Raw genomic sequence first — 20,937 nt, 5'->3', positions numbered from 1 at the left:
CCCCCAGGCCACCGCCCGGGGGGCCGGGTACAAGGGTTACGGCGGTCATAGCGTGGGGGAAACGCCCGGTCCCATTCCGAACCCGGAAGCTAAGACCCACAGCGCCGATGGTACTGCACCCGGGAGGGTGTGGGAGAGTAGGTCACCGCCGGACAACCATTACAGCAAGGCCCCGACACCACGTGTCGGGGCCTTCGCTCATTAACACCAAGAGTGAACACCCACCACGGCAACCCCGGTTTCGACAGGCCCAACCAGCGGGCCCTGCCCGTCTAACCCCTTGGCCTGTCCCACGGCGATCCTCCCTCAGAACCCGGCCCGCAAACCCGGGATCCTCCCTCAGAACCCGCCCGTGAACCCCGGGATCCTCCCTCAGAACCCGGCCCGCAAACCCGGGACCCTCCCTCACAACCTGCCCCGCAAACCCGGGCCCTCCCCCCAGAACCCGCAGGGCTCACCCGGAGCCTCCCTCAGAACCTGCCCCGCAAACCCGGGACCCTCCCTCAGAACCTGCCGTTCGGCAGGCCCAACCAGGGGCCGCCGGCTAACTTAGCTGGTTCGTACGTTTGCCGTCGCTGTGCCGCCGCGGCCCGAGTCCGCCCTGACGACAGTGATTTGCCGTGAGGGTCCGGGCTTGGTCGACCAGGACCAGTTCCCGAGGGAATTGATCAGCGCGGCGCCGACGCGAGTCGCTGTGCGCCCGGGAGTGACGTCATACAGGACCACGCTGGCACCGGTCGAAGTACCTGTGAACGTGGATGTTCCGGCGAAGGCGATGTCCTTGTTCAGTCGGTGCCTGGCCGTCGTGATCGTGACAACGTCTATTTGCGCCGTTGGCTGTGTGGTCATGGGAGCTGCTGTTTGGGTGGGTGCGGCCGTACTGCTGCTCTGTGTTGGTTGAGCGGTCTGCGTTGCTTGAGCGGTTGAAGTCATTCCGGAGGTCGGGGCGGGCTGTTCTACCGGCTCAACCGGAGCAGCTGCAGTCTCGTCGATGGGGTGGGGCCTTACGGCATCGATCGGATCGTTGGGGTCCGGGTCGTTGGGGTCGTAGCCGACACTGAATTGTGCCATCATGTCGTGGTCTTCGTGCGGAAGGTTGTGGCAGTGGATCATGTAGCGGCCCCGGTGAGGGCCGAACTTCATGAGCAGGCGCACAGTCTCGCCCTCACCGACATACACGACGTCCTTGGGCCCGCGCTCATAGGGGAACGGGGCCTTGCCGTTGCGGCTCAGGATCTGGAAATCCACCAGATGGATGTGCACGGGATGGAACCAGCCGCCTGAGCTGTTCTCGACCTCCCAGATCTCGACGTCGTTCAGGTCCGGATCGGCCAGGACTTTCTTGTACCCGCTCTGGATGACGTCGTCCCAAGTCATGCCGCCTATGGTCCAAATCTCGCCGTCCCTCTTGACCCGCATGTGCCGGGTCTTGACCGCGTCCTTCGGCATCAAGCTCATGGCCGCGCTTCCGGCGAGCAGCGTCGGCATCACCCTGGCGGCGGGGCCGGAGGTGTCCACCGGGTCACCCGTAACATCGAACGCCATGATCCTTCCGGTGTAGTCATAGTCGACATTGTTTTCGTTCGACAGATTGCGAAGTTCAACGCGCTTGCCCACGGGGTACTTGGAGAAATCAATGAGGATCTCGTAGCGTTCCGCACCTGCCTGCCGCCATGAGGTGACCCGCTGGGCTGAAGGCATCAGACCGCCGTCGGTTCCTACCATTGTCATGGGATCCCCGGTGCTCAGCTGGAACCTGTAAGAGCGGGAGATGGATGCATTGAGGATACGGAAGCGGTAAATGCGGCGCTGGACCTTCATGACAGGCCAAGGCGCCCCGTTGACCAGAATGACGTCGCCCCACAGTCCGGAGTGCGTGTTGTCGTTGTAGCCGAGGGAGCCATTCCGGGAAAACATGGCGTCGGAGATGGTCAGCGGAACGTCGAATTGGCCCTGCGGCAGCAGGCTTCTCTCCACCGCATCGTGGATGTGGTACTGGCCGGCGAGACCTGAATACACGCTTTGTGCGGTGCGGTGGACGGCATGGTCGTGGTACCACAGGGTGCGGGCGGGCTGGAAGTTGGGGTACTCGTAGTCCTTGCATAGTCCGCGGCCAGTGAGGTCATTAGCGTAGCCGTCGAACTGGGGCAGCGAGGCAGAGCCGTGGAGGTGGGTGGAGGTGTCCAGCCGGTAGCCCCACTGCGGGTGGAAGAGCGGCAACAAATTGTCCATTTCCAGCGTGATTCGTTCGCCCTGGTTCACCTTGATGGTGGGGCCCGGGAACAATCCGTTGAAGCCGAGGATCGGGGTGCTCAGCCCGGGAACGATGCTCGCCATGCCGACAGTCTGCTCGATTTGGTAGAGGTGCGTCTTCTGGCCGTCGGCGCCGAGTGTTGTGCTCTTGGGCTTGAGCACCGGCGGAATCGGGAGCATCCGCTGGTAGGGCCTAGGCATGTTCCGGGGGTCCAGCAGACTGGCCGATTTGGCGTTGACCGACGTCAGCGGCACGGCCAACGCCATGGCACCAAGAATTCCAACTCCACCGATTTGCAGCGCCTGACGGCGTGAAACTGACATGGCTACCTCCTGTAACGCCAAAAGTCCAATTGCTTTAGATAAAGAGTGGTTGGCCCACCCTGCGAAAATCTTGAGTGGCTTAGCTTTCGGGTGGGCGGCCGGCTTGGGGGGACCCGTTTGGGTGGGCTTCGCATTCCGGAGTGGCTACGGCGGCGGAGTCGGCGGCCGGCACCAGCTCCCTTGCCGCCGCGCTTTCGCCCCGGACATTGTCCGCAACGCCCGCCTTGCGGCGCACTGGAAAAAGCACGACGGCGGCCGCCACGCAGAGGGTGCCTGCTGCGAGGAACCACATCGCCATGCCTGCTGGCTCTGCGCCCACCGCGGCTGAAACGTCAAAGGCCGGATCGACAGATATCTGCCACGGCTGTCTCCTGGCGTCAGGCAGCTGGTCGGGCTGCTGGGCAAGCGCCCAGCCATGCAAGCCGTAAAGTACAGCGGCAACGCCAAGAGCCAACAGCCTGGTGGTGAGGGCCGATGCCCGCTGCCCGGGGAACGGGCGAATCACCGAGGCCGTGAACAGGCAGCCGGAGAGCAACGCCAGCGATGTCATGGCGGCATACCCGGATTGGGTACGGGATGAGCTCTCCAGCAGAGGGGTGTAATACAACACGGTCAGTGTTGCGGCGAGGCCCATCGCAGGGATGACTGGTGCCGCCGTTAGGGCGAGCATTGGCCGGAGGACTGCGGTGACGACTTCGGCGGCTCCAATCGTTCCGTCGTCCCGTCGCTGGACTGTGAGTTCCGCCAGGGTGAGCGGTGACGCGGGCACAAGGAACAGCGGGACGAGCGCTGTGATGGTCATCTGGGTCAGGACGTGGGCACTGATCTGAGACTCCTGGGCGACGTGGAGTCCGCCGTTTGTGACGATAAACAGAAGCGCCATGCCCAGCAGCCAGACGACAGTCCGGTAGGCCGGCCAGAAGCCACCCCGCAATCGCAGCCGGCGCAGTCCGGCGAGGTACAGGAAGACGGCCAAACCACAGAGGAGACTCCAGAGCGGGTCCGGTTTCCAGCTGGAGAAGGCTTCGGCAATTGAAGAAATCTGCGGGGTTTCGTCGACGACGCCGGTTCCGGTGACAGCAGGGGGAGGCGTACGGGCAAGCGCCGCAGCCATACCGGACGCGGCTCCCATGACTGCCAGTTCGGCGACAGCCAAGCGGGTGAAGGTCAGGGTAGCCCTCTCGGGGTTTCGTTCGAGTGCGGCAAGGACCCACTTCCGGTGAAGCACGCCGAAAATACCCAAAACAATGAAGGCAGCGCTTTTGGCCGCCAGGAGCGTTGCGTAGGGAGTAGCGAGGCCGTCCAGGGATCCTATGCCGGCCCAGCCGGCCAGTAGCCCCGAGATAGCCAAAGCCACGAAGGAGACCAATGCCAGGGTCGAATACCGCCGGACCACCGTTGTGACCGTGGCCGCCGCAAAAGACCTGCGCAACCCGACAAGAGCTAGGAGCCCTCCGAGCCAGACAGCGGCGGCGGCCATGTGCATCACCACCGAGACGGTGCCGTCGGGATGGGTGCCGCTGCCCGTGGCATGCGAGTTCAGCGCCAGCGGAACCAGCCCCGCAAGCGCAAGCAGCACAGCCAGGGACGTGCCCTGCTGCGTGCGGGCTGTAAAACAAAAAACTGTCACGGCAGCAGCGATAAGCACGGCCAGGGCACTCAGCCTGCCGGCGTCGACGTCCGTGAGGAAACTGACAAACGCTGTGTCTGACCCCTCCGAAAACAATGGGAGATTGGCGAGTGAATGGAAGGTCAGGAAGCTCATGGCCGCTCCGGCTGCCGTCCACAAGGCAGCCGAGACGCCGGCAAAAGTGACCGCCTGACTGAACGCCTTCCCCTCGGGTGGCAAAGCGAATAACGCGAGCACCAGAGACCCGATGGAGCAGGCGGCGGTGACGTTGAAACCCAGTTTGACGATGGGCAGGCCCCAGACAACTGCCTGTCCCGTCCTGTTCAGTATGCCGGTTTCGGAACCGGCACCTGTGTAGTAGGAAACGACAAGGGCCAGGACGCCGCATCCGAGGACAATGGCCCCGGCCGCCATTACCCTCGCGGTTGACTGCTTCATAGCTCCCCCTCGGCACCTGCTCTTCGGCTCAGTCTCGGCACAAGTGCTTGGAGTTTCCCTGTGGAACCAAGAGGGGGCAGAAATGGACATGGGGCTGCCCGTCCGGCCACGTCTGGGGACCGGGCCGTGGGACCGGGCTGTGGGACCGTACCGTGGGGCCGCGCTTTGGGACCAGGCAGCGGCCAGGCAGGAAGGCCTGTGACGATCCCCACGCCCGTCCTCCCACCGGCCCGGACGTTAGTGACTGGACCGGCTCTCGCCTAGAATTGCAAGGAGATATGCGGACGCCGGGCTAGTTCAATCCGGGTTGCGCAGGACAATAAAACACGGATAAGAGCGGCTGCGCATCGCGCCAGTGATCGGCTCACTACAGGAGGAATCCACCATGGCTGAGCACAACGGCGGCAATCGCAGCGGGCATGACCGCGGAAATTCGGGGAGTAACCGCTCGCAGGGCGGCGGCCCATTTAGGGGGACCAACAACTCCGGGGGAGACCCCCGCGGCTTCCGGGCCAGGGACGGGCGAGGCGCGGACGGTCCGCACCGTGCATCCGGTGATGGCGATCGTAAGCCATTTAGCGACCGGCCCCGTCGTGAGGGCGAGGGTGAGCGTAAGCCGTTTGACCGTGACCGTAAGCCGTTTGGTGATCGTCCGCGCCGTGAGGGCGAGGGAGAGCGGCGCGGTTTTGGTGGCGGTGAGCGTAAGCCGTTTGATCGTGACCGTAAGCCGTTTGGTGATCGTCCGCGCCGTGAGGGCGAGGGGGACCGGCGCGGTTTCGGTGGCGGTGAGCGCAAGCCGTTTGGTGATCGTCCGCGCCGTGAGGGCGAGGGAGAGCGCCGCAGCTTTGGTGACCGTCCGCGCCGTGAAGGTGACGGAGAGCGGCGCGGTTTCGGTGGCGGTGAGCGCAAGCCGTTTGGTGACCGTCCGCGCCGTGAGGGCGAGGGAGAGCGCCGCAGCTTCGGCGGCGGCGAGAACCGCAAGCCGTTCGGCGACCGGCAGGAACGGGCTCCGCGCAGCTTTGACCGGGGCGAATCCGGCCCGCGCCAGTTCGGCCGTGACAGGGAAGAAGACCGTCCGGTCCGCGTCCCCAATGCCCGGGACCTCCGCAGCGCAAACCGCCCGGAGCGTGAACGTTCTCCCGAGATCGACGAGGACGTTACGGGCAAGGAGCTAGACCGCGCCACGCAGCATCAGATCAAAACCCTGGAAGCCAAGAGCGCTGAATGGGTGGCGCGCCACCTTGTCATGGCCGGCCGCCTCATCGACGAAGAGCCCGAGCTTGCCTTCCAGCACGCCCTTGCCGCCAGCCGCCGCGGCGGACGCCTCGCCGCTGTCCGCGAAGCCGTTGGGCTGACGGCCTACGCCGCCGGACACTACGGCGAGGCCCTGCGCGAGTTCAGGACATACCGCAGGATCAGCGGCTCCAACGTGCACCTTCCTGTCATGGCTGACTGCGAACGCGGACTCGGACGGCCGGACCGTGCCCTGGACGTCGTCCGCTCGGAGGAAGCCCAGGACCTGGACGCTCCCGGCAAGGTGGAACTGGCGATTGTTGCTTCCGGTGCCCGTTCTGACCTGGGCCAGCTGGAAGCTGCCGTGGCCGAACTGGAGATACCGCAGCTGGACATTAATCGTGCCTTCTCCTACAGCCCGCGGCTGTTCCGCGCCTACGCAGATGCCCTGGCGGCAGCGGGCCGTGGAAGCGAATCCGAGAAGTGGCAGCGCCAGGCAGTAGTTGCCGAGGAAGCCCTGGGACAGGGCGTTTCCGAGGAGCCGGACATCATCGACCTCGGCTGGGACGAGGAAGAGGAAGCCCGCGAGGAAGCCGAACGCCGTCGGCTGATTACCCAGGCGGCAGCAGATGCGGCTCCCGAGCAGGCCAGCACCACTTCCGCCCAGCGCGCGGCCGAGGTCAGCCCGGAAGCCGAAGCAACGACGGCGGGCCGGGCAGCAGGTGACAACATTGACGACGTCGAAGCGGACTACTTTGAGTCAGATGACGCCGAATCCGATGTCGACTCCGTTGAACCTGTCGACGAAACCGAGGACGAAACAGAAGACGGCGCCGAGTCCGGCGGCGACAGCCAGTCCGGCGACAGCCAGGCCGGCGACAGCCAGCCTTGGGAGTCGGCTGACCCCGAAGCACACCACGAGGACCGCCGGCCCGAAGGCTCGGAGAACTAGGAACGCATGACTGACACCCACCTGATTTCGCGCTTCGACGCGCTGCTCTCCGACCTGGACGGAGTGGTTTACGCCGGCCCGCATGCCATCCCGGGAGCGGTGGAATCACTGCAGCGGCTCGAAGGCATCGGCGTCGGTCTCGGCTACGTGACCAACAACGCCTCCCGGACGCCGGCTCAGGTCGCTTCCCATCTGCGCGAGCTCGGCGCCCCAGCCGAAGACCACCAAGTGGTGAGCTCCTCGCAGGCGGCCGCGGAACTCCTGGCAGCACTGGTTCCTGCCGGCGCGTCCGTGCTGATTACCGGCAGCCCCGCCCTGGCCCATGAAATTGAGCTGGTGGGCCTGAAGCCTGTGCACAATGCCGAGGGCAAGCCTGTGGCCGTGGTGCAGGGCTTCAACCCGGAAATCGGCTGGAAGGATCTGGCGGAAGCAGCCTATGTTGTGGCCGGCGGCGCTTTGTGGGTCGCCACCAACACCGACATGTCCATTCCGCAGGCCCGCGGAATGGCGCCGGGCAACGGCACCCTCGTGGCCGCCGTCGCAGCGGCAACGCGCCAGACGCCGCTCGTCGCAGGCAAGCCGGAGGCTCCGCTGTTCCATGCTGCTGCCAAGCGCCTCGGGGCGGAGCGGCCGCTCGTCGTGGGGGACCGGCTGGACACCGACATCCTGGGCGGCAACAGGGCGGGCTTCGCCACCGTCGCCGTACTGACCGGCGTCGATACCCGTGAGACGATCCTCGCTGCACGCACGGATGAACGGCCAGGATTCCTCATCAACGACCTGACCGAGTTGTACGAGCCGTACCCCGCTGTGGAGAACGACGGCGGCATGTTCCGTTGCGGTGATTCCACCGCCTCCGCCAATGGAGACGTGGTCCAGATCACCGGCGGCAAGGAAAGCCTCGATTCCTGGCGCGCGGCCTGCGCTGCCTGGTGGGCGGCGAACCCGCACGCCGCCGAGGCCACGGCTCCCGCTCTTGAGTGGCTCGGTCAATAGACTGGTGCCATGACAGAGCTGAACGCCGGCGGCGCTATCGAAACCGCACCCCCAATGGCCTGGCCAGAGCTGCCCGCGGATGGTTTTGACGGGCCGGGATCCGCCGGAAACGGTGAAGACGGTAGAGTCCAGGCAATCCTCGAACGGGTCCTGGAGATCCCCGGTCTTCCGGTTTCGGAGCATCCCGCCGCTTACACAGAGATGCATGACGCCTTACTTGACGCGCTGAACCAAGACATTTCCGGGGCAGACACCCCGTCCGGGACCGGTGCCGCCTGACATGACAAGACTCGACCAGATGCTCGTCAGCCGCGGGCTGGCGAGGTCCCGCACGCACGCCGCGCGGCTCATCGCGGACGGCAGGGTGTCCTCCGCCGGCGACGTGCTGGCCAAAGCATCGCTCCAGATCCCCGACGACCGTGAGCTGACGGTGGCGGACGACGCCACGGACACGTACGTCAGCCGGGCCGGCCACAAGCTCGCCGGCGCCCTGGACGCGTTTCCCGCCGTCGCCGTCGGCGGTAAAAGGTGCCTTGACGCCGGTGCTTCTACCGGCGGCTTTACTGACGTCCTGCTGCGGCGCGGCGCGGCGCACGTGGTGGCGGTCGACGTCGGGCACGGGCAGCTCGTGCCGCAGCTCCGGGACGATCCGCGGGTTAGCGTCCACGAGGGCCTGAACGTCCGCTACATGGACTCGGACCAGATCGGCGGCGCGGCGGAACTGACGGTGGCCGATCTGTCCTTCATCTCGCTGACGCTCGTCCTGGCGCCGCTGGCCGCGTGCACCGCCCCCGGCGGAGATCTGGTGGTCATGGTCAAGCCGCAGTTCGAGATCGGAAAGGAGCGGCTCGGGCGCACCGGCGTGGTCACGTCCGAGCGCGAACGCAGGATGGCTGTCGGTAAAGTGGCTGGTGCTGCCATCGAAGCGGGCCTCGAACTCTGCGGACTGGCTACCAGTCCACTGCCCGGGCAGGACGGAAACGTCGAATACTTCCTGTGGATAAAACGAAGAATTGCCGAAGACTTGCCTAAGATCGAAGAGCGGGGCGCAGCCGTGGCTGCGTTGCTCGGAAATATCTGGCCGAACCATTAGAGAGCGGAATCCGATGAGCAGGCGTGTACTGGTACTTGCCCACACCGGCCGCGAAGAATCCCTGAAGGCTGCCTGGGAAGCGTGCGTCCAACTGCACGCTTCCGGCATCATCCCGGTGATGCAGAAATCTGAGCTGGACGACATGGAGGGTTTTTTCGGCAGGCTGGAGGAGCCCGTCGAGGTCCTCCACGACCATGTCCAGCTGCCCGATGTGGAGCTCGTGATGGTGCTCGGCGGTGACGGCACCATCCTCCGTGCCGCGGAACTGGTCCGCGAGGTGGACGTTCCGCTGCTTGGCGTGAACCTGGGCCATGTGGGCTTTCTGGCTGAAAGCGAGCGGGCCGACCTCACACAGACCGTTGAATGGATCGCCAGCCGTGATTACACGGTGGAGGAGCGGATGACCATCGACGTCCAGGTCTGGGTGCGCGGGCAGAAAATCTGGCACACCTGGGCCCTCAACGAGGCAGCCATCGAAAAGGGCAACCGTGAACGGATGCTCGAGGTGGTCACCGAAGTGGATGAGCGTCCGCTGACCTCTTTCGGCTGCGACGGCGTGGTGCTCGCCACGCCCACCGGCTCCACGGCCTATGCCTTTTCTGCCGGCGGACCCGTGGTGTGGCCGGAAGTCGAAGCACTGCTGATCGTTCCCATCAGCGCCCATGCGCTGTTCGCCAAACCGCTGGTGGTCTCTCCGCGGTCACGGCTGGCGGTCGAAGTGCTGAACCGGACGGATGCCCAGGGTGTGCTGTGGTGCGACGGCCGGCGTTCCGTGGACCTGCCGCCCGGTGCCCGCGTCGAGGTGACCCGGTCAGCCACGCCGGTCCGGCTGGCGCGGACGCACCAAACGCCGTTTTCGGCGCGGCTTGTCCGCAAGTTCCAACTGCCCATCCACGGCTGGCGTGGCCCTGTACCGCAGTCCGAGACCGTCCACACCGGCCCGGTGCCGATCGTCCGCACCCCGCGCCCCATGGCATCCCTGCACGCGCCGCACCTTGACGATCTGCCGCCCATCGCGCAACCTTTCGCCGGACCTGATGAAGATTCCGATCCTCCAACCGGGAAGTGATCCATGCTTGAAGAACTGAGAATCCGCGATCTGGGCGTCATCACCGACGCCACTCTGCCGCTGGGCCCCGGGCTCAGCGTGGTGACCGGTGAGACCGGTGCCGGCAAGACCATGGTGGTTACCGCCGTCGGGCTGTTGCTCGGGGCACGGTCTGACGCCGGTGCTGTCCGCAGCGGCGCCAAGAGCGCCTCTGCGGAAGCTGTCGTGAAACTCGACGCAGGGCACTTTGCCTTGGAACGCGCCCGTGACGCCGGGGCCGAGATCGAGGAGTTCGATGGCGGCGCGGAACTGCTGCTGGCACGGCGCCTGGGCGCGGACGGCCGGAGCCGGGCATTCCTTGGCGGCCGGGCTGCCCCTGTGGGGGTCCTGGCCGAAATCGGCGAATCGCTCGTGGTGGTGCACGGGCAGTCGGACCAGATTCGGCTCAAGAGCGCCACCGCCCAGCGCGAAGCCCTGGACAAGTTCGCAGGTGAAAACCTCGCCTCTGCCCTTGCCGGCTTCCAGGAACTGTACAGCTCCTGGAAGTCCAGCCAAGCAGAACTGGAATCGCTCCGCAGCGCGGCGCGGGACCGGCTGCGCGAGGCCGAGTCGCTCCAGATTTCCTTGGCGGAAATCGACGCCGTGGATCCCCAGCCGGGGGAGGACGACGCCCTCAAGGCCGAGGCCGTGAAGCTGGCCAACGTCGAGGAACTCCGCATCGCGGCCAGCACCGCACACCAGGCACTCATCGCCGAGGACTTCGGCGACACCGGGGACGCCACCATGCTCGTGGACGCGGCCAAGCGGACGCTGGAGCACGTCGCCGAGCATGACGAGGAACTGGGCAACGCCGCCGCGCGCCTCGCGGAAGTCGGCTTCCTGCTCAACGACATCGCCACGGAGCTCGCCAGCTACCAGGCAGGGCTGGATTCGGAAGGCCCGGAGCGGCTGGCGGAGATCGAAGACCGCCGGGCAGCACTGGCCAAACTGGTCCGCAAGTACGCACCGAGTATCGATGAGGTCCTTGTCTGGGCGGAAAACGCCCGCGTCCGGTTTGACGAGCTGCAGGACGATTCCACCCGGATCGAGACCCTGGACGCGGAAGTGGTCAAGGCCGAGGCTGACCTCACGAAACAGGCCGCTGCCATCAGCAAACTTCGGGCCAAGGCGGCCAAGGATCTCTCAGCCAGGGTCAGCGCAGAGCTGAAGGCCCTCGCCATGGCGGACGCCACCCTGGTCATCACCATCGAGGCCGCCAGCCAGCTGGGCCCCTACGGTGCGGACGAGATTTCCTTCCTGCTTCAGCCGCACTCGGGGGCTCCCGCACGGCCGCTGGGCAAGGGTGCCTCCGGGGGTGAGCTGTCCCGGGTGATGCTCGCCATCGAAGTGGTGCTCGCCGCCGTCGATCCGGTTCCCACCTTCGTGTTCGATGAAGTCGACGCAGGCGTGGGCGGGCGTGCCGCCGTCGAAATCGGCCGCCGGCTAGCCATGTTGGCCCGCCACGTCCAGGTGCTCGTGGTGACGCACCTGCCGCAGGTCGCCGCCTTCGCTGACCAGCACATCCGGGTCACCAAGACGTCCGTCCGGGGCTCCGACGGCGCCACGGCCACCGGGTTCACCTCCAGTGATGTCCAGCTGCTGGATGAGCCCGAGCGGGTCAGGGAGCTGGCACGGATGCTTGCCGGCCAGGAGGACTCTGAAACCGCGCAGGCCCATGCCCAGGAGCTGCTTGACGACGCCAGGCTCCTGCCGCAGCGGGCGTAGCCTCCGAGCCCTTGCCCTGCCCAGCGGCCCTTGCCCGCAGGCGCCGGACACGGGAGACTGAAGCATTTGGGGACGCTTTACCCGATCCGTGGAAGGTTCAATTGATGATAGGCTCGAATTCCGTGGTGCAGCGATCAAATTCCCGTGTAAATTCCCGGTTCCCGGGCTCGTCCAAGACGACCAAACACATCTTCGTCACCGGTGGTGTGGCGTCCTCGCTAGGCAAGGGACTGACGGCTTCGAGCCTCGGCCACCTGCTGCGGGCACGTGGTTTGTCTGTAACTATGCAGAAGCTCGATCCCTACCTGAACGTGGATCCGGGCACGATGAACCCCTTCCAGCACGGCGAGGTCTTCGTCACAGACGACGGCGCGGAGACCGACCTCGACATCGGCCACTACGAACGCTTCCTCGATGAGAACCTCGAGGGCTCGGCCAATGTGACCACCGGGCAGGTGTACTCCACCGTGATCGCCAAGGAACGCCGCGGCGAATACTTGGGCGACACTGTCCAGGTCATCCCGCACATCACCGATGAGATCAAGCGCCGGATGCGGCTCCCCTCCGAGGGCAAGAACGCGCCGGACGTCATCATCACCGAGATCGGCGGAACTGTTGGCGACATCGAGTCGCAGCCGTTCCTGGAGTCCGCCCGGCAGGTCCGCCAGGACATTGGCCGCGGCAACGTCTTCTTCCTCCACGTGTCGCTGGTCCCGTACATTGGACCGTCGCAGGAACTGAAGACCAAGCCCACGCAGCACTCCGTGGCGGCACTCCGCTCCATCGGCATCCAGCCCGAGGCGATCGTGGTCCGCTCGGACCGCGAAGTCCCGGACGCCATGCGCGAAAAGATCGGCCGCATGTGCGATGTCGACATCGACGCCGTGGTGAACGCCGCCGACGCCCCGAGCATCTACGACATCCCCAAGACGCTGCACTCCCAGGGACTGGACTCCTACATCGTCCGTGCTCTGGACCTGCCCTTCAAGGACGTTGACTGGACGAGCTGGGACAAGCTGCTCGAAGCAGTCCACAACCCCAAGCATGAGGTTGAAATTGCCTTGGTGGGCAAGTACATCGACCTTCCGGATGCCTACCTCTCGGTCACGGAGGCCCTGCGCGCCGGCGGCTTCGCCAACAACGCCAAGGTCAAGATCCGCTGGGTCCCGTCCGACGAATGCGAAACCCACGAAGGTGCCGTCAGATCGCTGGACGGCGTGGACGCCATTTGTGTTCCGGGCGGATTCGGTATCCGTGGCCTCGAAGGCAAGCTGGGCGCCCTGAAGTTCGCCCGGACCACCCGGCTGCCGGTCCTGGGCCTGTGCCTCGGCCTGCAGTGCATGGTCATCGAGTATGCCCGCAACGTGGTTGGCCTCGAGGGTGCGTCCTCGAGCGAGTTCGAGCCCGATTCCAAGTACCCGGTGATCGCCACGATGGAAGAACAGTTGGACATCGTCGAAGGCAAGGGAGACCTCGGTGGCACCATGCGCCTGGGCCTCTACGAAGCCAAGCTCGACGAAGGCTCGGTCATCGCCGAAACGTACGGCACCACCACCGTCAGCGAACGCCACCGCCACCGGTACGAGGTCAACAACAAGTACCGCGAGCAGATTGCCGCCCAGGGCCTTGTCTTCTCCGGAACGTCCCCGGACGGCAAACTCGTGGAGTACGTTGAACTGCCGCGTGAGGTGCACCCGTACTACGTGGCCACGCAGGCCCACCCTGAGCTGAGCTCGCGGCCCACCCGCCCGCATCCGCTCTTCGCCGGGCTGGTCAAGGCGGCCCTGGACCACCAGAACGGCACCGCCGACTACGGCACCCCCGGCGCATCAGCTGGGGCGCCTGCTTCGGCACCCGAGACCATAGCGTCTGACGCTGTGTCCGGGACAGTAGCCCGCGAAGTAACCGCCAAGTAGATCAGAGCACCAACGACGGAGGACGGCGCGATGCCCGGTAATTCTGAAAACACCCCTGCTGCACGGCAGGTTTCGGATGCGCCGAGCCCGCGCCGTCTGCTGTCCACCGAGAAGGTCTACGAAGGCCGGATCTGGGATGTGGTCAGCGACAGCTTTAAGCTCAGCGACGAAGGCGATGCCCTGGTCCGGGACTACATCGACCACCCCGGGGCGGTTGCCGTGCTCCCCATGAATGACGCCGGCGAAGTGCTGCTCCTCAAGCAGTACCGGCACCCCGTGGGCATGGACCTCTGGGAGATCCCGGCCGGTCTGCTGGACGTGGAGGGTGAGGACTTTGTGGTGGGAGCCGCCCGGGAACTCGCCGAGGAAGCAGACCTCATCGCCAACACGTGGAATGTCCTGGTGGACTTCTTCAACTCACCGGGATCCTCCAGTGAAGCGATCCGCATCTACCTTGCCCGCGGCCTCACCGAAGTGCCGCACCACGAGCTTCACCAGCGGACGGACGAGGAAGCAGAAATCGAACTGCACTGGATCCCGCTCGAAGAAGCCGTGGCGGGCGTTCTGGAAGGGCGCCTCCACAACCCGTCCGCCGTTGTCGGGATCCTTGCCGCCGCGGCAGCGAAGGCAGACGGCTTCGCCGGTCTGCGGCCGTCGGACGCGCCCTGGCCGGCCCATCCCAGCCAGCGCTGATGACAGCAGGCACGGCAGCAGCGGAGGCCTCACCTGCCCCGGACGCGCCGCAAGCAGAAGCCAACGAACCCGCTCAGCAGGGGTCAGCGGTTCCGGAGCGCACGTCTCCAGACCGTCCGCGGACGGCGATCGATCGCGCTGTGACCGATTACCTCCAGCACATGGGCGTGGAGCGCGGCCTCGCCGCCAATACGCTGTCAGCCTACCGCCGTGACCTTGCCCGCTACTCCAACTACCTCACTGCCCAAGGCGTCACCCGGCCCGGCGACGTGACCCGTCACCATGTGACAGGCTTCGCCCAGGCCCTGTCGGACGGAGCCGACGGCGGGGCGCCCCTTGGGGTGCGGTCGGCGGCCCGCACGGTGGTCGCCGTGCGCGGACTGCACAAGTTCTGGGCGCTGGAAGGAACGACGACGGCGGATCCCGCCAGCGACGTCCACCCGCCAATGCCGGGAAAGAGGCTGCCCAAGGCCATCACCGTGGACGAGGTCACCAGGATTCTCGAAGCCGCCGGAACCGACACCGCCACCGGCCTTCGGGACCGGGCACTGCTTGAATTCCTCTATTCCACCGGGGCCCGGATCAGCGAGGCTGTCGGGCTGGATGTGGACGACATCTCGCTGCAGCCGGCTGAAGCCGGCCCTGCAATTGTGCGGCTGTTCGGCAAGGGATCCAAGGAACGGATGGTGCCGCTCGGATCCTATGGCGCCCGGGCGCTGGACGCCTACCTGGTCCGGGGCCGCCCCCTGCTTGCCGCCAAGGGCAAGGGCACGCCGGCGCTGTTCCTCAACGCCAGGGGCGGGCGCATCAGCAGGCAAAGCGCCTGGACCATTCTGAAAGCTGCCGCGGAGAAGGCCAAGATCACCAAGGACGTGTCCCCGCATACCCTGCGGCACTCCTTCGCCACTCATCTGCTTGAAGGCGGAGCGGATGTCAGGGTGGTCCAGGAACTCCTGGGCCATGCCTCCGTGACCACCACCCAGGTGTACACCCTCGTGACAGCTGACACCCTCCGGGAAATCTACGCTGCCGCCCACCCCCGCGCGCTCGGCTAGACACTCCCGGACAGACAGTGCACTGAAGCCATGCCCTCGGCCGGCGCACTGATCCGGAAACCCGGGGAGCGCCTGGGCGGCCGGTGCGGGCGCTACTGTGGTTCCATGAGTTCCACGCCCGTCACGCTGTGTTTCCTGTTGCGCGACTGCGCAGCAGGGCCCCAAGTCCTGCTGGGCCTGAAAAAGACCGGGTTCGGTGTTGGGAAGATCGTGGGCCTCGGCGGGCATGTGGAACCGGGCGAGTCCGACGCCCAAGCCGCCTGCCGTGAGGTTTACGAGGAAGCCGGGGTCACCGTCCTGGAGGAAGACCTCCGGGACGCAGGACTGATCGAATTCGTCTTTCCGGCCCGGCCGGAATGGAACATGTCCACCCGGATCTTCACGACCCGCCACTGGGCCGGCGACCCCGTGGAGAGTTCCGAGATTGTTCCGGAATGGTTCCTGGCCTCTGCTCTTCCTTTAGACCGAATGTGGCAGGACGCGGAGCATTGGCTGCCTGCTGCCGTGGATGGTGGGGTCGTGGAGGCCGTCATCACCCTTAACGAGGACAACGAGACCGTGGCCTCCGCTGAATATTCTTCGCGGGGTGTGTAACCGCTCGCTACTTCGCGGAAACTAAACGGTTAGCCTGCCAGCTCAGGCCGCCACTTCTTACGTTGGGGGGATGCGTGGAATCGGAACGCGAATTGGCGTTCATCGCCGTTCACAGGGACAGCTATCCGCGGGTTTACAGATTCGTGCGGCGGCGGGTGGAATCGGCGGAGCTTGCCGAGGAGCTCGCTGCCGACGTCTTCCGCGTGGTGTGGCAGAAATGGGGTGACCAGCCGCGGAGCGACATCGCCTTCCTGTTGACGGTGGCGCGGAACCTGATCGGAAATGCCTACAGGAGCCGCGACCGGCTCCTGGCGCTGCAGGCAAAACTCCGGGCAGCCGCTGAACTCCGCTCCGGCGCAGAGTCCGAGGACCTCGTGGTCCACGACGCGCTGGCCGCCCTGCGTGCCAGTGAGCGCGACATCCTCCAGATGGCATATTGGGACGGGCTCGGCGCTGCAGAGATCGCCGGCGTCCTGGGATGCAGCGAATCCGCCGCGAAGGTCCGCCTGCACCGTGCCAGGGCAGCCTTCCGCAAGCAAATGCAAGTGACTGCCGGGTCAATCACACAGAAGATGGGTGTATGAGATGGATCCGATCAAAAGCCTGATCTCCGGGTCAGACCCGCTCCGTCACGATCCTGCCGCGACACCCGAAGCGGAGGCCGCCCTGCGCAAAGTGCTCAGCGGGGCGCCGATGTTCAGCGACAGCCTGCCGGCTAATGTTTTGCGGTTCGAGGACAGGAAACGGCGGCGGGCGCGAGTGGCCGGCGTTCTGACCTTGGCAGCAGCGGCGGTGACGGTTGGGCTGCTGGTGGCCACCAACCTCGGACAGCTGGTTTCGGCACCTGCCCCGGCAGGCACCGTTGTACCCTCGCCTACCCAAGCGACGGGGCCAGTCTCACCCGGCCCGACGTCGACGCCTCCCGCAACACGGACAGCGACCGCAGCACCGACACCAGCCCCGGCGCCAACCGCCGCTGCCTGGACGACCTTCACGGACGCAACCGGCCAGGCGACCTTTGAACACCCGCTCGGCTGGACCGTGTCCGAGGCTCCGCAAACGATCGATGGAGGCTCCTACAACACGGTTGAAGTGAAGAATGCGGCCGGCAAGACCATGTCCACCCTTCAACTGGTCTACGACGGCGCGGGAGGTCCCATGTGCCCCGACCCGAAGCCGTACCAGACCCTCGATTCAGTCGTCGTTGACATTCCGCAAAAGGCGGCAAAACTCAAGGAATTCGCCCGCGGACCGTCCGCTTTTGTCTTCCGGGTCATCCAGGGCGACAAAGTGTATGGTTCCCTGGCATTAACTGACGGAGACCTGGCCCCGAAGCCCACAACGTGCGGCTTGTACAACGGCATCCTTGGTCCGGATAACGTTCCCTTCGCTCATTTCGGCGACGCCATGTGGCTCATGGCCGACGGGCGGGACGCTCCGCTCACGTTCAACACCGTCGCGGAAGCGAAGAGCTACATGCAGACGCAGGAGTACCAGGACATCAAGCGCATGCTGATCTCCTTGGCCCTGCATCCGGCGGCCTTGGACGTGCCTACGCCAGGAATAACCCGATAGCTGAGACAGATGCAACGGCGCCGGGCCGGCCACCTCAACAGTGACCGGCCCGGCGTCGTGCTTTTTGGAAGTGGAACCTACGGAACGTGCCGTTCCTCGGGACCGTTGTAGGCGCTCAGCGGACGGATCAGTGAGTTCGATTCGAACTGTTCCATGATGTGGGCCGTCCAGCCGGTGATCCGGCTGGCGACGAACAGCGGGGTGAACATCTGGGTATCGAAGCCCATGAGGTGGTAGGTGGGACCGGCCGGGTAGTCGAGGTTCGGCTTGATTCCCTTGGCTTCATCCATCGCGGACTCAAGCCCGTTGTACAGCCCCAGCAGCTCGGGACGGCCGTAGTGGGCAATCATCTTGTCCAGCGCGGCCTTCATGGTGGGCACGCGGGAGTCGCCGTGCTTGTACACGCGGTGCCCGAAACCCATCACCTTCTTCTTCTGCGCCAGCGCATTTTCCATCCAGGACTTTGCACGGGCGGCGGCCTCCTCCAGGGATTCCTCCGGCCGGATGCCGATCTCGTCGAAGGTATGCATGACGGCCTCGTTGGCGCCGCCATGCAGCGGACCCTTCAGGGCACCGATGGCACCGGTCACGGCCGAATGGAGGTCAGACAGCGTTGAGGTGATGACCCGGCCGGCGAAGGTGGAGGCGTTGAAGGAGTGCTCCGCGTAGAGAATCATGGAGACGTTGAACGCCTCGACCACCTCCGCCACGGCGTCCTCACCGAAGGCCATCCACAGGAAGTTGGCGGAGTAGCCGAGGTCATCCCGGGGTTCCACGAGTTCCTGGCCGCGCCGGCGCCGCTGGTCATAGGCGACGATGGCGGGCATGGCCGCGAAGAGGTCCACGGCCTTGGCCATATTGGCCTCCCGGGAGGAGTCCTCTGCGAGCTCATGGCGCGCGCCCATCACGGAGGCAGCGGTCCGGCAGACGTCCATGGGATGGGCCGTGACGGGCAGGGCGTCGACCACGTGCTTCACCACGGGATCCAGGGCGCGGCCGGCCCGCTCCCGCGCCATGAAAGCGGCGAGTTCCTCGGCATTGGGGAGTTCACCGTTCCAGAGCAGGTAGGCGACCTCCTCGAAGCTGCACCTTGCTGCCAATTCCTGGACCGGATAGCCCCGGTACAGCAGTGAATTCGTGTCGGGGTTGACCTTGGAGACGGCGGTGTAATCCACCACGACGCCGGCGAGGCCCTTCTTGATCTCTTCTTCAGCCATGCTGAACTCCTTCCTTCCTTGCGTCTTGTTACCGGCTTCCCGGGGCCGGCGGTCCAATATGGGTTGCGCGTCAGTCGGTCCCGGGGATCCGGAAATTGAAAACGCCGGTATCAAAGCGGTTGTAGGCCTCGTAGTCCACGAGGTCGTACAGCCGCGCACGGGTAAGCATGCTGCCTACCTGCGCCTCCTGCGTTCCGTCGGCCCTGATCGATTCCAGCGTACGCTCCGCAGCGCCCATGGCACTACGGAGCAGGGTGACCGGATATATCACCATGTTCACGCCAACACCCTGGAGCTCCTCCACGGTGAACAGCGCGCTTTTCCCGAATTCGGTCATGTTGGCCAGGATCGGGACGTCCACGGCGTTGCGGATCGCCTGGAACTCGCTGAGATCCTTCATCGCTTCGGGGAAGATGGCGTCGGCGCCTGCCTCGACCAGGGCCCGGGCACGGTCCTTGGCTGCCTCAAGTCCGTCGGTTGCGCGGATGTCGGTGCGGGCCATGATCAGGAAGTTCGGGTCCCGGCGTGCATCCACCGCCGCCCGGATCCGCTTGGTGGCCGTTTCCAGGTCGACGACGTTTTTGCCGTCCAGGTGGCCGCAGCGTTTGGGGTTGAACTGGTCCTCGATGTGGCAGCCGGCCAGCCCGGCGTTTTCCAGTTCCTGGACGCTCCGGGCGACGTTCATGGGCTCGCCGAATCCGGTGTCCGCGTCCACGATGGCGGGCAGTTCGGTCATGCGGGCGATCTGCCCGGCCCGGGTGGCGACCTCGGTGAGCGTGGTCAGGCCGATGTCCGGCAGGCCTAGGTCGTTGGCCAGCACCGCGCCGGAAATGTAGACCCCGGCGAAACCCTTCTCCTCGATCAGCCGGGCCGAGAGCGGGTTGAACGCTCCGGGGAACTGCTGGATGGTCCCCGATGCCAGGAGTTCACGGAGCCGGAGCCGTTTCTGTTCGGGGGTCGTCTTGGAGTACAGCATTTTTAGAACAGCCCCTTTGGTGCCGCGGCGAAGTCGATGACTCCGGGCGCGGCGGTGATGTTCAGCTGGTCCAGCTCGCCGGCGGCCAGCTGCGGGAGCCGGGCTGCGGCGTCGAGGAACCGCTCGATTTCGTCCTCTTCGACCAGGCCGGCGGCGAGGGTGCGGAACTTGTTGATGTACTGTTCGCGGGCGAACGGGCGGGCGCCGAGCGGGTGGGCGTCGGCGACGGCGATTTCGTCAGTGATGACGTTTCCGTCGGTCAGGGTGATTTCCACCGAGCCGCCGAACGCCTTCTCGTTGATGTCCAGGGAGTGGTAGCGGCGGGTCCATTCCGGGTCCTCGACCGTGGACACCTTCTGCCACAGTTCCACGGTGTCGGGGCGGGCTGCGCGTTCGGGGGAGTAGGAGTGCACGTGGTGCCAGGCGCCGTCCTGCAAAGCGACGGTGAAGATGTACGGGATGGAGTGGTCCAGTGTCTCCCGGGACGCGGTGGGGCTGTACTTTTGCGGATCGTTCGCGCCGGAGCCGATGACGTAGTGCGTGTGGTGGCTGGTCTTGATCAGCACCGAGGCCACATTGGCCGGGTCGGTGGCTTCGGGGTGTTCCCTGTTCAGCTTCCGGGCCAGGTCGATCCAGGCCTGGGCCTGGTACTCGGCGGAGTGTTCCTTGGTGTAGGTGTCCAGGATGGCGCGCTTGGCCTCGCCCGGTGTTGGCAGCGGGACCTGGTAGGAGGCGTCCGGGCCGTCCAGCATCCAGGCGATGAACCCGTCTTCGCCTTCGTAGATCGGCACCGGTGAGGTCTGTCCGCGCATGGCCCGGTCCGCGGCTTCCACGGCCATCTTGCCGGCGAAGGCCGGGGCGTGGGCCTTCCAGGTGGAGATTTCGCCCTTGCGCGACTGGCGGGTGGCGGTGGTGGTGTGCAGGGCCTGGCCGACGGACTGGAAGATGGTTTCGACGTCCAGGCCGAGGAGGGTGCCGATGCCGGCGGCGGCGGAGGGGCCGAGGTGGGCCACGTGGTCGATCTTGTGCTTGTGGAGGCAGATCGCCTTCACGAGATTGACCTGGATCTCGTAACCGGTGGCGATCCCGCGGATCAGGTCCTGGCCGTTGGAGCCGACGTGCTGGGCCACGGCGAGGATCGGCGGGATGTTGTCCCCCGGGTGGGAGTAGTCCGCGGCGA

Annotated in this window: 17 protein-coding genes and 1 rRNA gene; 13 read left to right on the top strand and 5 right to left on the bottom strand. The window is 65.7% G+C overall.

From position 1 onward, the window contains the following. Nucleotides 1–37 precede the first annotated feature (37 nt). A 5S ribosomal RNA gene (rrf, locus tag J7E80_RS22885) occupies nucleotides 38–154 on the top strand. A gap of 395 nt (nucleotides 155–549) precedes the next feature. On the opposite strand, the gene J7E80_RS22880 is transcribed toward rrf, so the two are convergent. After that, nucleotides 550–2,577, bottom strand: coding sequence for a multicopper oxidase family protein (locus J7E80_RS22880; protein WP_215054499.1), 2,028 nt, complete (start codon nucleotides 2,575–2,577; stop codon nucleotides 550–552). Nucleotides 2,578–2,656: 79 nt separating this feature from the next. Continuing rightward, nucleotides 2,657–4,645 (bottom strand): bifunctional copper resistance protein CopD/cytochrome c oxidase assembly protein, encoded by a 1,989-nt coding sequence (locus J7E80_RS22875; RefSeq protein WP_215054498.1) that lies wholly within the window; start codon nucleotides 4,643–4,645, stop codon nucleotides 2,657–2,659. 385 nt (nucleotides 4,646–5,030) lie between these two features. On the opposite strand from J7E80_RS22875, the gene J7E80_RS22870 reads away from it, so the two are divergent. The 12 genes from J7E80_RS22870 (at nucleotide 5,031) to J7E80_RS22815 (ending at nucleotide 17,564) form a co-directional block, all read left to right on the top strand. Continuing rightward, nucleotides 5,031–6,830: a hypothetical protein gene (locus tag J7E80_RS22870; protein ID WP_215054497.1), complete on the top strand. Its 1,800-nt coding sequence runs from the start codon at nucleotides 5,031–5,033 to the stop codon at nucleotides 6,828–6,830. Nucleotides 6,831–6,836: 6 nt separating this feature from the next. Beyond that, nucleotides 6,837–7,826: an HAD-IIA family hydrolase gene (locus J7E80_RS22865; protein ID WP_215054496.1), complete on the top strand. Its 990-nt coding sequence runs from the start codon at nucleotides 6,837–6,839 to the stop codon at nucleotides 7,824–7,826. Nucleotides 7,827–7,835: 9 nt separating this feature from the next. After that, a complete protein-coding gene (locus J7E80_RS22860; protein ID WP_215054495.1) occupies nucleotides 7,836–8,105 on the top strand; it encodes a hypothetical protein in 270 nt (89 codons plus the stop codon). Between the two features lies 1 nt (nucleotide 8,106). Next, complete coding sequence (locus tag J7E80_RS22855) at nucleotides 8,107–8,919, top strand: TlyA family RNA methyltransferase (RefSeq protein WP_215054494.1); 813 nt, start codon at nucleotides 8,107–8,109, stop codon at nucleotides 8,917–8,919. A gap of 13 nt (nucleotides 8,920–8,932) precedes the next feature. Beyond that, nucleotides 8,933–9,988: an NAD kinase gene (locus J7E80_RS22850; protein WP_251037277.1), complete on the top strand. Its 1,056-nt coding sequence runs from the start codon at nucleotides 8,933–8,935 to the stop codon at nucleotides 9,986–9,988. Between the two features lie 3 nt (nucleotides 9,989–9,991). Beyond that, the gene (gene recN, locus J7E80_RS22845) at nucleotides 9,992–11,731 is read left to right on the top strand and encodes a DNA repair protein RecN (protein ID WP_215054493.1); all 1,740 of its coding nucleotides are present in this window, start codon (nucleotides 9,992–9,994) and stop codon (nucleotides 11,729–11,731) included. 104 nt (nucleotides 11,732–11,835) lie between these two features. Beyond that, nucleotides 11,836–13,647: a CTP synthase gene (locus J7E80_RS22840; RefSeq protein WP_251037276.1), complete on the top strand. Its 1,812-nt coding sequence runs from the start codon at nucleotides 11,836–11,838 to the stop codon at nucleotides 13,645–13,647. A gap of 30 nt (nucleotides 13,648–13,677) precedes the next feature. Then, nucleotides 13,678–14,340 carry an NUDIX hydrolase gene (locus J7E80_RS22835; RefSeq protein ID WP_215054492.1) on the top strand — a complete coding sequence of 221 codons (663 nt, stop codon included), beginning with the start codon at nucleotides 13,678–13,680 and terminating at the stop codon, nucleotides 14,338–14,340. Beyond that, nucleotides 14,340–15,395 carry a site-specific tyrosine recombinase XerD gene (gene xerD, locus J7E80_RS22830; protein ID WP_215054491.1) on the top strand — a complete coding sequence of 352 codons (1,056 nt, stop codon included), beginning with the start codon at nucleotides 14,340–14,342 and terminating at the stop codon, nucleotides 15,393–15,395. Before J7E80_RS22835 ends, xerD begins: the two co-directional genes overlap by 1 nt. A gap of 105 nt (nucleotides 15,396–15,500) precedes the next feature. Then, nucleotides 15,501–15,989 carry an 8-oxo-dGTP diphosphatase gene (locus J7E80_RS22825; protein ID WP_215054490.1) on the top strand — a complete coding sequence of 163 codons (489 nt, stop codon included), beginning with the start codon at nucleotides 15,501–15,503 and terminating at the stop codon, nucleotides 15,987–15,989. Between the two features lie 74 nt (nucleotides 15,990–16,063). Beyond that, complete coding sequence (locus tag J7E80_RS22820) at nucleotides 16,064–16,573, top strand: RNA polymerase sigma factor (protein ID WP_215054489.1); 510 nt, start codon at nucleotides 16,064–16,066, stop codon at nucleotides 16,571–16,573. Between the two features lies 1 nt (nucleotide 16,574). Next, a complete protein-coding gene (locus J7E80_RS22815; RefSeq protein ID WP_215054488.1) occupies nucleotides 16,575–17,564 on the top strand; it encodes a hypothetical protein in 990 nt (329 codons plus the stop codon). 77 nt (nucleotides 17,565–17,641) lie between these two features. On the opposite strand, the gene J7E80_RS22810 is transcribed toward J7E80_RS22815, so the two are convergent. The 3 genes from J7E80_RS22810 to J7E80_RS22800 form a co-directional block, all read right to left on the bottom strand. Then, the gene (locus J7E80_RS22810; protein WP_215054487.1) at nucleotides 17,642–18,781 is read right to left on the bottom strand and encodes a bifunctional 2-methylcitrate synthase/citrate synthase; all 1,140 of its coding nucleotides are present in this window, start codon (nucleotides 18,779–18,781) and stop codon (nucleotides 17,642–17,644) included. A gap of 70 nt (nucleotides 18,782–18,851) precedes the next feature. Beyond that, nucleotides 18,852–19,757, bottom strand: a complete 906-nt coding sequence (gene prpB, locus J7E80_RS22805) for a methylisocitrate lyase (protein ID WP_215054486.1) — start codon at nucleotides 19,755–19,757, stop codon at nucleotides 18,852–18,854. Nucleotides 19,758–19,759: 2 nt separating this feature from the next. Beyond that, nucleotides 19,760–20,937 (bottom strand): MmgE/PrpD family protein (locus J7E80_RS22800; protein ID WP_215054485.1); only part of this gene is annotated, 1,178 nt, incomplete at its 5' end.

This window comes from Arthrobacter sp. ISL-28 (assembly GCF_018613875.1).
Taxonomy (GTDB): Bacteria; Actinomycetota; Actinomycetes; order Actinomycetales; family Micrococcaceae; genus Arthrobacter.
Note: the sequence above shows the minus strand (reverse complement) of the source record. Positions and strands in the feature narration are given on the sequence as shown.